This is a genomic window from Brevundimonas sp. UBA7506 (assembly GCF_002479495.1).
In the GTDB taxonomy this organism is placed as follows: Bacteria; Pseudomonadota; Alphaproteobacteria; order Caulobacterales; family Caulobacteraceae; genus Brevundimonas.
Window position 1 is genome coordinate 1 of sequence record NZ_DLNQ01000005.1, and the last position, 11,643, is coordinate 11,643.

The 11,643-nt window shown below is 67.3% G+C and carries 10 protein-coding genes; 5 read left to right on the forward strand and 5 right to left on the reverse strand.

All coding sequences use genetic code 11. From position 1 onward, the window contains the following. Window positions 1-117: 117 nt before the first annotated feature. From B3K53_RS01785 to B3K53_RS01805, 5 genes are read right to left on the reverse strand one after another with little or no spacing between them, the layout of a single operon-like run. Window positions 118-897 carry an SDR family oxidoreductase gene (locus B3K53_RS01785; RefSeq protein ID WP_292082361.1) on the reverse strand — a complete coding sequence of 260 codons (780 nt, stop codon included), beginning with the start codon at window positions 895-897 and terminating at the stop codon, window positions 118-120. 22 nt (window positions 898-919) lie between these two features. Continuing rightward, a complete protein-coding gene (locus B3K53_RS01790; protein WP_292082362.1) occupies window positions 920-2,050 on the reverse strand; it encodes an acyl-CoA dehydrogenase family protein in 1,131 nt (376 codons plus the stop codon). A 12-nt stretch (window positions 2,051-2,062) separates the two neighbouring features. Continuing rightward, on the reverse strand, window positions 2,063-2,863 hold the full coding sequence (locus B3K53_RS01795; RefSeq protein WP_292082363.1) for a crotonase/enoyl-CoA hydratase family protein: 801 nt from the start codon (window positions 2,861-2,863) through the stop codon (window positions 2,063-2,065). Further along, window positions 2,860-3,876 (reverse strand): acyl-CoA dehydrogenase family protein, encoded by a 1,017-nt coding sequence (locus tag B3K53_RS01800; protein WP_292082364.1) that lies wholly within the window; start codon window positions 3,874-3,876, stop codon window positions 2,860-2,862. Before B3K53_RS01800 ends, B3K53_RS01795 begins: the two co-directional genes overlap by 4 nt. Further along, complete coding sequence (locus B3K53_RS01805) at window positions 3,876-4,973, reverse strand: acyl-CoA dehydrogenase family protein (RefSeq protein ID WP_292083349.1); 1,098 nt, start codon at window positions 4,971-4,973, stop codon at window positions 3,876-3,878. The genes B3K53_RS01800 and B3K53_RS01805 overlap by 1 nt, the downstream gene beginning before the upstream one ends. Before the next feature lie 520 nt (window positions 4,974-5,493). Between B3K53_RS01805 and B3K53_RS01810 the strand changes: the two genes are divergently transcribed. The 5 genes from B3K53_RS01810 (at window position 5,494) to B3K53_RS01830 (ending at window position 11,576) form a co-directional block, all read left to right on the forward strand. Beyond that, a complete protein-coding gene (locus B3K53_RS01810) occupies window positions 5,494-7,728 on the forward strand; it encodes a TonB-dependent receptor (RefSeq protein ID WP_292082365.1) in 2,235 nt (744 codons plus the stop codon). 122 nt (window positions 7,729-7,850) lie between these two features. Further along, a complete protein-coding gene (locus tag B3K53_RS01815; RefSeq protein ID WP_292082366.1) occupies window positions 7,851-8,615 on the forward strand; it encodes an SDR family NAD(P)-dependent oxidoreductase in 765 nt (254 codons plus the stop codon). 234 nt (window positions 8,616-8,849) lie between these two features. Continuing rightward, entirely contained in the window at window positions 8,850-10,205 is a 1,356-nt protein-coding gene (locus B3K53_RS01820; RefSeq protein WP_292082367.1) for a spinster family MFS transporter, read from the forward strand. A gap of 37 nt (window positions 10,206-10,242) precedes the next feature. Next, the gene (locus B3K53_RS01825; RefSeq protein WP_292082368.1) at window positions 10,243-11,028 is read left to right on the forward strand and encodes an NAD(P)-dependent oxidoreductase; all 786 of its coding nucleotides are present in this window, start codon (window positions 10,243-10,245) and stop codon (window positions 11,026-11,028) included. 113 nt (window positions 11,029-11,141) lie between these two features. Then, on the forward strand, window positions 11,142-11,576 hold the full coding sequence (locus tag B3K53_RS01830; protein ID WP_292082369.1) for a MerR family transcriptional regulator: 435 nt from the start codon (window positions 11,142-11,144) through the stop codon (window positions 11,574-11,576). Window positions 11,577-11,643 lie beyond the last annotated feature (67 nt).

Consider the following 11,643-nt stretch of genomic DNA (forward strand, 5'->3'; position numbering starts at 1 on the left):
CAGCAGCCGCACCGCATTGGCGCGCAGGCGCTCGTCTGGCGGTCTTTGACGATGAAGGGTCAGGCGGCGGCGCCTGGCGAGGTCCCAGGGCGAGGGGCTTTGAGCGAGGCCGTTCGTCTAGACGAGGCCGGCGTAGGCCCCGCCGTCGAGCTGAAGGTTCTGGCCGGTGATGTAGCCGGCCCGGGACGAACAGAGGAAGGCGCAGGCGTCTCCGACTTCTTCAGGCCGGCCGAAACGTCCCGCCGGGAGCGAGCGCGCCATTTCCGCGCGGGCCGCGCTCTCGTCGACGCCTTTCAGGCGGGCCAGGGACCGCGTCATCCGCTCAAGGCGATCCGTGTCGATCTTCTCCGGGAGAAGGCAGTTCACCGTGACGCCGTCGCCGGCGACCTCCCGGGCCAGGGCCTTGCAGAAGGCGGTCAGACCGGCGCGCGGACCCGCCGACAGGGCCATGGGCAGCTGCGGTGACTTCACCATGGCGGAGGTGATGACGACGATCCGGCCTGATCTCCGGGCGCGCATGCCGCCGATCAGGCTCTGGATCAGCAGGATGGGGGAGACCATCTTGGCAGACACGGCCTCGGTCCAGGCGGCTTCATCCCACTGGTCCATATGGCCAGGCTTGGGCCCCCCGCTGTTGCAGACCAGGATGTCCGGGGCGGGGCAGGCCGAAAGCGCCGCAGCGCGGCCTTCGGCGGCGTCGATGTCACCGACCACCGTATGCGGGCGGCGACCGACGGCGTTCTGGATTTCATCCGCCGCGCGGGCCAGCCGCTCTTCATCGCGTCCGTTGAGCCAGACCTCGGCGCCCTCGCGCGCCAGAGACAGGGCGCAGGCCTTGCCCAGGCCGGCGGAGGAGGCGCTGACGAAGGCGCGTTTGCCCTGGAGGCCAAGGTCCATGATTCTGCTCCGACGACCGCCCTCAAAGGGTGCGGGCGATGATTTCCTTCATGATCTCGGATGTGCCGGCGTAGATGCGCGCGACCCGGGCGTCGACCCAGGCGCGGCCGACGTCGTATTCGCTCATGTAGCCGTAACCGCCGTGCAGCTGCAGCAGTTCGTCCAGCAGCTGGCCATGAAGTTCCGCGCCGGTAAGCTTGGCCATGGCGGCGGTCTCGGGGGTCAGCTCTCCGTCCAGGAGCTTCTGCAGGCAGTCGTCGACGAAGACCCGCAGCATGGTGGTGCGCGCCTTAACATCGGCCAGCTTGAAGCGGGTGTTCTGGAACTCCAGCAGGGGCTTGCCGAACACGATGCGCTCGCGGGTATAGGCGATCGTCTTGTCCAGCATGGCCTCCAGCGAGGCGGCGGCCCGGATGGCGATGACCAGACGTTCCTTCGCCAGCTCCGTCATCAGACATGCGAAGCCTTGGCCCTCCTCGCCGAGGCGGTTCTCCACGGGCACCCGCACGTCGGAGAAGAAGAGTTCCGAAGTGTCCTGGCCGCGCAGGCCGATCTTCTCGAACTTGGCGCCCTTGGTGAAACCCGGCGTTCCCTCCTCGACGCAGAAGAGGGTGATGTCCTTGGGATTGGCCTGCCCCTCCACCTTGGCGGCGACAATGGCGAGCCCGCTGTTGACGCCGTTGGTGATGAAGGTCTTCTGGCCGGACAGGATGTAGTGGTCGCCCTCGCGGCGCGCCTTGGTCCGCATGCCGCGCAGATCGCTGCCGATCTGGGGTTCAGACATGGCGATGACGGCTATGAGCTCGCCGCTGATCAGCCTCGGCAGCCAGCGCGCCTTCTGGTCCTCGGAGCCGTAGTTCACAAGATAGGGCACGGCGATGTCGGAATGGGTCGTGAAGCCCACAGCGGTCGCATTGACCCGCGCCAGTTCCTCGATCAGCACGGCGCTGTGGCCGAAGTCGCCGCCGGCGCCGCCAAAGGCTTCCGGCGCTGTCACGCAGAGCAGGCCTTCTTCTCCGGCCCGGAGCCAGAGGGATTTGGGCACGATCCCGTCCCGTTCCCATTGGGCGTGATGCGGCGCGATCTCGGTCTCGACGAAGCGTCGGACCTGATCGCGGAACATCTCGTGGTCCTCGCGGAAGACCTTGCGCATTTTGAGCTCCGTCTAGCTGTCAGTGAAGCGCGCGGGACGCTTTTCAAGCATGGCCGCCACGGCTTCTGCATGATCGGAGGTATGGTGCGCCAGCGCCTGGTAGGCGGCGGACAATTCCAGCAGGGCGCCGAGCCGCATGTGTTGCCCCTCGTGAAGCAGCCGCTTGGTGAGGCGCAGGGCATGGCCGGGATTGCCGGCGATACGGTGCGCCAGGGCCATGGCGGTCTCCATCAGCGCATCCGGCGCCGTCAGCTGGGTGACCAGGGTCCAGTCCAGCGCAGTCTTGGCGTCCAGGGCGTCGCCCGTCAGGGCCATGTGGCTGGCGCGCGGCATGCCGACGATGCGCGGAAGCAGCCAGGCGCCGCCATCGCCCGGGACGATGCCGAGCTTGACGAAGCTTTCCGCAAACGTGGCCTTCTCCGAAGCGATCCGGATGTCGCACATGCAGGCCAGGTCCAGGCCCGCGCCGATCGCCGGCCCGTTGACGGCGGCGACGATCGGCGTCTCCAGCTCATAGAGGGCCGTGGGAATCCGCTGGATGCCGTCGCGATAGCGATTGCGCAGCTGGTAGGGCGAGCCTTCGAAAAGACCGGTGCGGTCGCGCATGGCCTTGACGTCGCCGCCCGCGCAGAAGGCAGAGCCTGCTCCGGTCAGGACCACGACGCGGATGGAGGGATCGGCGCGGACCTCCTCGCAGGCGTCCTCGAAGGCGTACATGTCCTCGGGGCGGCTGAAGGCGTTGCGCTGTTCCGGTCGGTTCAGGGTCCAGACGGTCACGGGGCCGTCGCGAGACTTCAGAAGAAAGTCGCTCATGGCTGAGGGCGCTCCTTGAGGGTTTCAGTGATGAAGGGCCACAGGCCGTCCTCGCCAGCGTCGGCGATGAGGCGACCGAGCCGTTCGGACCATCGCGCGTCGGATCCGTACTCCGTCCGCCAGGCCCAGAGGCGTCGTGTCAGGAAGTGCAGGCTGTGTTCGTGGGTGAAGCCCAGGGCGCCGTGAACGGCATGGGCGATGGCCGCGCCCCGGCCCGCGGCTTCGCCGGCCACGGCCTTGGCCGAGGCCGTGGTCGCGAAATGCGGCGTCCGCCGGGCCTGCATGAAGGCGGCTTCCGCGACGGCGCCGGCCGCGGCCGCCTGGGTCGCTAGCAGGGCGAGCTGCTGCTGGACCGCCTGGAACTTGCCGATCGGGCGGCCGAACTGGACACGTTCGTTGGCGTACTGGGCGCTCATCTCGGTCAGCCGTCCGAGTGCGCCGGCTATCTGGCCCGAGCGGATCAGGGCGCCGCTCAGGCGCACCGTGTCGGGCGGGCCGTCGAAGGCCGCGTCCGAGACCAGGGAGCCGGACGCGAGGACGACGGTGTCGCGCGGCTCGCCGGCGACGTTCACGTCGTGCTCCACGGCGGCGCCCGTCATGTCGTGCAGGCCCAGGCGTCCGCGCGTCGTGTCATGCAGGACCAGCCAGCGCGCCTGACGGCCCCAGGGCAGGTCGGGCAGGACCGAGAAGGCGTCGCCCGCCGCGAAGACAGTCACGCCGCTCTCCGGCGGGGCGATGCCGCAGGCGGACAGAAGGGCGTTGGCGACGAGGGTTTCCGGCAGGGGGGCAGGGACGGCGCTGGCGCCGCAGGCCCGGATGACGGGAAAGAGGTCGGTCCAGCTTGCGCCGATTCCTCCCAGGTCCTCGGAAACGGCGGCCAGGGGCAGGCCGAGCGCCTCCATCTGAGCCCACAGGCTGTCGGACCAGGCGCCGGTCTCGGCGAGGCGCAGCGTCTCGGCGTCGACCGCGTCCGCAAACAGGCGCTCGACGCTCTCCTGGAACATGGCGCGCATCAGCGGACTCCCAGACCGCGCGCAAGAATGCCGCGCAGGATTTCGCGGGTGCCGCCCCGCAAAGAAAACGAGGGCGCCATGCCCTGGGTGACGGCCAGGACCCGACGCGTGGTTCGCGCCTGATCGGCCTCGGGCAGAGAATCAATCAGGCGGATTGCTGTCTCGACGGTGTCCTGCTCGTATCCTGTGCCCAGGTCCTTGACGCAGGACGCCGCCCAGACCGGGTCCTGTCCGCCGGCCAATTGTCCGGTGACGGAGATGGACATGGCGCGCAAGGCGACCAGCCAGGCCCCCAGGCGGCCGATCTCCACCGCCTGGCGGGCGTCGGGGGAGACCCCGACCGCCTCCGTCAGGCATCGGAACAGCGTCAGGGCGCTCAGGAACCGTTCGGGGCCGCTGCGTTCGAAGGCCAGCTCCGAGGTCGCCTGCGCCCAGCCTTCGCCTGCGGTTCCCACCAGGGCGTCAGCCTCCAGGATCACGTCGTCAAAGGTGACTTCGTTGAAATGTTCATGGCCGGAAATGTCGCGGATGGGGCGGATGGTCACGCCGGGCAGGTCGAGGTCGACGATCACCTGGGACAGGCCTGCGTGTCGTTCGCTGGCCGGATCCGTGCGAACCAGGGCGATCATGGCGTGGCACCGGTCGGCGTTGGTGGTCCAGACCTTGCGGCCGTTCAGCCGCCAGCGGCCGTCCGACTGACGGTCGGCGCGGGTCCGGACGGAGGCGAGGTCGGAACCGGAATCGGGTTCGCTCATACCGATGCAGAAGTACATCTCCCCGGCGGCGATGGCCGGAAGATAGCGCTGCTTCTGGCTCTCGGCGCCATGACGCAGGATCAGGGGCGCGCTTTGTCGATCCGCGATCCAGTGCGCCGAGACCGGCGCTCCGGCGGCAAGCAGCTCCTCGCTGACGATAAATCGCTCGAACGACGTCGCGTCGTGTCCGCCGTATTGTTTGGGCAGGGTGAGGCCGACCCAGCCCTGCCTGGCCAGGGCCCGGCTGAATTCGGGGTCGAAGCCCATCCAGGAGAGGGCGCGTTCTTGAGCAGGATAGTCGGCCAGCCGCTGCGCCAGGAAGGCGCGGACCTGGTCTCTCAGTGGCTCAAGGCCGGGGGGGAGCGCTGGCGCGCCGAACTGATCGAGGAGATTCACTGGTGATTCCGGGATGTTGGCCCGCTTCCCTGGGAAGCCCCAAATCCATACATCCGAGAATATGGTTCTGACCAGAGAATTTTGGGCGACACGCGAACCGTCTCGACCCCGCCCGGCCTCAAGGTGGCCGGAGAGGGGCGGCGCCCCGATGCACTCCGGACCCGGGGCGACGCCGTCGAGGGCGGCGCGCCAGGGCTTTTGGCGTCGGTTCCGGTCCGGCGGCGTCGAGCGCCTCAGAATCGACCTTCAGGGGATGGACTAGATTCAGAATGAAATTTTAGTGTGAGAAAATTTGTTGACTCGGTGAAGTCCATATCCGAGTGGGAGACGACAAGCGGCCGTGTCGGCGGGGCGACCTCGCGGCAAAGGTCGCGGGCATGGCGGGTCTCCCCCGTCGCGCCGGACATTAGGGAGAGTGTCGTTGACCGCTGTTCATTGGAAAGCCCTGCTTTGCGCTAGCGCATCCGTGCTGGTTCTGCCCTCCGCCGCCCTGGCCCAGACGACGGGCGCGTCGCCCGAGCCTGAGGCGCCTGCGAGCGGACCGACGGGTCTTGAGGATGTGATCGTGACCGCCCAACGGCGCGAGCAGCGTCTGCAGGACGTGCCGGTCGCCGTGACCGCCTTCGGGGTCAAGGAGCTGGAACGCCGCCAGATCACCGACGTGCGGGCCCTGACCGAGAATGCGCCGTCCATCACCTTCACGGCCACCCCCTACGGCAACAATGACCTGATCCTGGCGATCCGCGGCGTCGCGCCGGGGGGCGTGCTTCCCAACGTCGACCAGGCGGTCGGCACCTATGTCGACGGTCTGTATTACGCCCGTCCTGAAGGCAGTAATTTCGCTCTGGTGGACGTCGCCTCGGCCGAGGTCCTGCGCGGTCCCCAGGGGACCCTGTTCGGACGCAATACGATCGGCGGCGCGCTGAACATCACCACGAACAAGCCGAACTATGAGTTCGGAGGCTCGCTGAAGGTCGGCTACGGCAACTACGACGCCCTGAGCGCCACGGCCATCGTCAACCTGCCGCTCGTCGAAGACAAGCTGGCGGCGCGCCTGGTCTACGGCCATGTCGAGCATTCGGGCTACGGCCGCAATCCGACGCTGGGCAGCGACGTCGCCGACCAGAACGACGACTTTGTTCGCGCCTCGGTTCGGGCCGACATCGCCCCCGAGCTGCGGGTGGATCTGAGCTTCGACCACTACTGGGGCTCGAACCACCAGCCTCTGTGGGTGCTGAACACCTATCAGGCCGGTTTGAGCCCGGCCATGTACGCCCCCTATGTGGCCGAGCCCGGGTCACGGATCAGCCAGGCCGGCATCAATCCGGTCAACGACTCCAGGGTCTATGACTTCAACGGGACCATCACGGCGGAACTGCCGTTCGGCGTGCTGAAGTCGATTTCCGCCTATCGCAACGTCTATTTCGAAGGCGCGTCCGACCTGGACGGCACGCCCCTGCCGACGGCGGATGTCCGCGAGTTCGTCCTCGACGGCGAACAGGTCTCCCAGGAGTTGCAGCTCTCGGGCGCGAGCCTTTCCGATCGTCTGAACTGGACGGTGGGCGCCTACTATTTCCACGAACAGGTGCGCAATACGCCCCTGACGCGTATCCCCGCCGCCATCCAGGACAATACGATCCGGCCTGACAACAAATCAGTCAGCGTTTTCGCCCAGGCAAGCTACGAGATCCTCCCGAGCCTGCGGTTCACGGCCGGCGTCCGCGCCGTCAAGGACACCCGCGGCATGACCTATACGCCGGCGCGCTATGTCGTGACGGGCAATCCAACCAATGCCGAACCGCCGGCTTCGGCGATCACGCCGGGGCCCTGTCCCTTCACGGCCATGGGTCTGAATGAAGCGCCGGGGAGTTGCCTCTACACGCCGGACGACATCAGCTTCGAGACCGTGCCCTTTACCGTCGGCCTGGACTACAGGCTTCCCGGCGACGGTCTGCTGTACGCCAAATACTCCAAGGGCTTCCGCACCGGCGGCTTCCAGCAGGCCAGCGGCACGACGGCGGCCTTCTTCACGCCCTTCAACGAGGAAAGCGTCGGCAGCTACGAGATCGGCGCGAAGCTGGCCCTGTTCGAGAACCGGCTGCGGTTTTCCGCCAGCAGCTTCTTCTCCACCTTCGACGACATCCAGCAAAATGCTGTCCTGCAGACGTCGCCGGTCGTCATCGCCGTGCTCAACTCGGGCACTGCTGAAATCTACGGCGCGGAGTTTGAAGCCACGGCCTTGCTCGGCGACCTGCGCCTGCACGGGTCGCTCGGCCTGATCGAGCCCAAGTTCACCGACGGCCCCTACAAGGGCAGCGAGGTGCCGACGGTGGCCAAGACGACCTGGTCGGTCAGCGCCGACTATCCCGTCCAGTTCAACGCCGGACGTCTTGACCTGCATCTCGACTACAACTGGCGCTCGGACGTCTACTTCCTGAACACGGTGACGATCACCGGGGCGGGGCCGGTGGACCTGACGGAGTTCCAGCGGAAGTCTATCCGCCAGGACGCCTATGGGCTGCTCAACGCCCAGGTGTCGTGGACCTTCGACGCCCGGCCGATCACAGTGGCCCTCTACGGCAAGAACCTGACGGACGAGTATTTCGCCGCAAGGTCGGGCTCGTTCGCGGGGGCGAACTTCAACAGCATCGTGGTCGGCAGCCCACGCACCTACGGAATGTCGGTGTCCTACGCCTTCTGAGGCGCGTGTAAGTCTGGGGGTTCCAGCCCTCTATCCTCGGGGCGCGGTTCAGTGCGACCGCGCCCCGCCTTTTTGCTTCGGTCGACCCTTTCCCAGGGTCGGTCTTGCCGGGGAGCATGGCCATGTCGGCATCGCTGGACGGGCGCCGCATCATCATCACCGGCGGCTCCAGCGGCATGGGAGCCGCCATGGTTCGCGCCTTTCCCGCCATGGGCGCGCGAGTGGCGTCGCTGGACCTCCAGTCGGTTGACGGCGCGCGGATCGTCGATGAAGCCGGGGCCGTGGCCTTCTTTCAGGTCGACGTGGCCTCGGAAGCCTCAGTGATCGCGGCCGTGGAGGCCGCCGTCGGGGCTCTGGGCGGGCTGGACGTTCTGATCCATGCCGCCGGCGTCGCGCCCTTCGCCGCCGCCGCCGAGACCACGCTGGATCTCTGGAACCATGTCATGGCGGTCAATGCGACCGGCGCCTTCCTGACCAATCGCGCCGCCTACCCGCATCTGAGAGCGCAAGGCGGGACGATCCTCAACTTTGCGTCCGCCGCCGGCGTGAAGGGGCATCCCGGCAAGGCGGCCTATGCGGCGGCCAAGGGCGCCGTCCTGGCGTGGACGCGAACCATCGCCGTCGAGTGGGGGCGGGAGGGCGTCAGCGCCAACGCCGTGGCGCCGGCCATCTGGACCCCGATGTACGACCAGACCCGCGCCGCGATGGACGAGGACCAGCTGGCGGCTCACGACGCCGTCAAGGCGCAGACCATCCCGCTCGGAGGGCGGCTGGGCGACGTCGAGCGCGACTTCGTGCCCGTGCTCGCCTTCCTGGCCTCAGACGGCGCCCGCTTCATCAACGGCCAGGTGATCGCCATCGACGGCGGCATGCTCATGGTCCGCTAGGGATCAGGGCCGTCAGCGGTTCCGGGACGGACGCACCGCGCATGGCTGCGTCGAAAATATTCTATTATGTGAATGCTATTTCGATATCAAAACAATTCTTGACAGCCCCTGTGACGACGCAGGTATTCTGTCCGCTGCTGTGCCCGCTTGCGGCCAGGACAAGAAAGCGCCGCCGGTTTCAGGCGAAGGCGCCATCGGCCGGGATCGACCGGACAAGAGACGAGGGAGAGATTGATGGTCGGGACCACACACAAGCCAGGCGAGAGGTCCGGCGTCGAGCCGCCGTATCCGCCGCTCAAATATGCCTGGTATGTGATTGGCGTCCTGTTCGTCGCCACCCTGCTGTCGCAGCTGGACCGGCAACTGCCTGCGCTCCTGGTCAAGCCTATTCGCGCCGAGTTCGGCATCTCCGACACCCAGTTCAGCTTCCTCCAGGGCTATGCCTTCGCCCTCTTCTATACCGTCGCGGGCCTTCCGTTCGGATGGCTGATCGACCGGACCGTGCGGCGCAACCTGATCATCGTCGGCATGGTCGTCTGGAGCGTCATGACGGTCCTCTCGGGCTTTGCGCAGAACTATAACCACCTGGTCCTGGCCCGCATGGGCGTCGGCATCGGCGAAGCCGTGCTGGCCCCCGCCGCCTATTCCATCATCGCCGACTATGTCGCGCCCCATCGGCGGGGCCGCGCCTTCAGCGTCTACTATCTCGCCCTGGCCATCGGCTCGGGCGCGTCCCTGATCCTCGGCGCCCTGATCGCCCATCTGGTGCCCGAAGCCGGGCTGGCCCTGCCCTTCGTGGGGCAGATGGAGCAATGGCGGATGACCTTCCTCATCGCCGGCGCGCCAGGGGTGATCCTGGCCTTGATCGTCCTGACCATCCGCGAACCAATCCGACGCGACCAGGCGTCTGGCAAGAGCAGGGCCGAAGGCACCTGGATGGAGTTCCTTCGTCATCTGGGGCGTTTCAAGTCCACCTACAGCCGCGTGCTGACCTATCCGGGAGTTGTCGCCATCATCGGTTACGGCAACCTGGCCTGGGCCCCGACCTTCTTCGATCGACGCTTCGATATCCCGACCAAGACCTCGGGTCTGATTATCGGCGTCCTGGTGGCTGTCGGCGGGCTCGCCGGCACCCTGGCGAGCGGCTACATCAGCGACCGATGGGCGACGAAGGGCGTGCCGGCGGCCCGCCTGCGGGTCGCCATGCTGGCCTGGCTGCTGGTGCTGCCGACGGTCTGCGCCTGGTCCCTTGTGGGAACGCCCTGGCTGAGCTTCCTCTTGCTGACGCTGGTCGTCACCGGCTTCGGCATGGCTCAGGCGGCGGCGCCGACGGCGGTTCAGGAAATCACGCCCAATCGCATGCGCGGCAAGGCCGTGGCGCTCTATCTCCTGTTCGGCGGTCTGGTGGGCATCGGCTTTGGCCCGATGTCCATCGCCCTGGTCACCGACCATGTGTTCAAGAGCGACGCCGCCTTGCCCTATGCGCTGGCCCTGGTCGGGGCGCCGGTTTCCCTGCTCGGCCTGTGGATTACCTGGTCGGGGCTCAAGCCCTATGAGCGTACGGCCCGGGCCTTGCGCGCGGAGGACTAGGGATGACGGCTCTGCGCGGCGGCCTACGAGGCCCGGGATGAAGGTCGGCTGGATCGGGCTCGGGCAGATCGGGGTCCCGATGGCGCTGCGAATTCTACAGTCCGGCCATGACCTGAAGGCCTTTGTTCGAAAGCCGGCGGAGGGCGAAGACGTTCGAGCCGCAGGGGCAATCGCGTGCGGGTCCGGGGCGGAGGCGGCTATCGATGTCGATATCCTCGGCGTCTGTCTGTTCGACGATCATCAGATCCATCAGGCCTTGATCCTTGATGGCGCGCTGGCGGCGATGCGGGCGGACAGCGTGGTCATGGTCCACACGACCGGAGATCCTGAACTCTTTGGGCGGCTGTCCGCCCATGCACCCGCCGGCGTGAGCCTGCTGGACGTCGCTTTCAGCGGCGATAGGGACGCCGTCCTGGCCGGTCGTATCGCTGTCATGGCTGGCGGGGAGGCTCAGGCCCTCGCGGCGGCGAGACCTGTTCTCGAGTCCTATGCCTCGCGCATCCTTCACGTGGGGGCTCTGGGCGACGGGCGTCGGGCGAAGCTTCTGAACAATCTCCTGTTCGCCGCGCAGATGTCGTTGGCGGCTGAGGTCCGGATCCAGGCCGATCATTGGGGTCTGGATCCGGACCTGACGGTTCAGGCCGTCATGACCTCCAGCGGCGCCAGCTACGCCATGTCCCGGTTTCAGGGCGGCGCCACGGCGCCCGACCTCCTCGAGCGGATTAAGCCCTATCTCGACAAGGACGTCGCAATGGCCTGCGCCGCCCTCGGAGACGATCACAGGCTTCCGCTCACGATCGCGGCGGCAGGAGCCTGGAGTTAGGCTGCAAACCCCGGCCTCACCGTCGGCGTCGCTCCGCGGCGGGCGATGGGAGGGCTGGTGAATTTCAATCCGTCCGCGCCGCAAGCCGGCCGGTCTTGCATCAGGACGATTTCATGGCCGGGACGCGCCGCCCCTCGCGCAGGCGAGACCTTCAAGGACTTACGATCACGGAGCTTGCGAGACTCGCCGGAACGACGGCGCGCGCCTTGAGGTATTATGAGGAGTTCGACCTCCTGACGCCGCATCGCGGGGGGCGCCAGGAGCGCTTCTATTCGCCTGCTTCGGTGGGCAGGGCTCTGCAGGTGGTGAGGATGCGACGCCTCGGCGTCCCTCTGGCGGATATCGCCAGGATCCTTAAGGACGGCGACACGGGCGGACTCAGGCGGATCATCGAGGAGAGGCTGGCCGACGTGGAGAGCCAGCGCGAACAGCTTTCGGCCCTTCTGGACCGGCTCAAGTCCGACGAATCGGCGGGATGGATGCGGGAGGCCGCCCCTCGAGGCGTCGATCTTGCGCTTCGAGAGGCGTCGGACGTCGCCCTGGGTTGACGCCTCGTCACACCAGTCCTGGCGCAGGTACCAACGAGAGGAAGGGCGCGGGCCGGAGTGTGAGGGC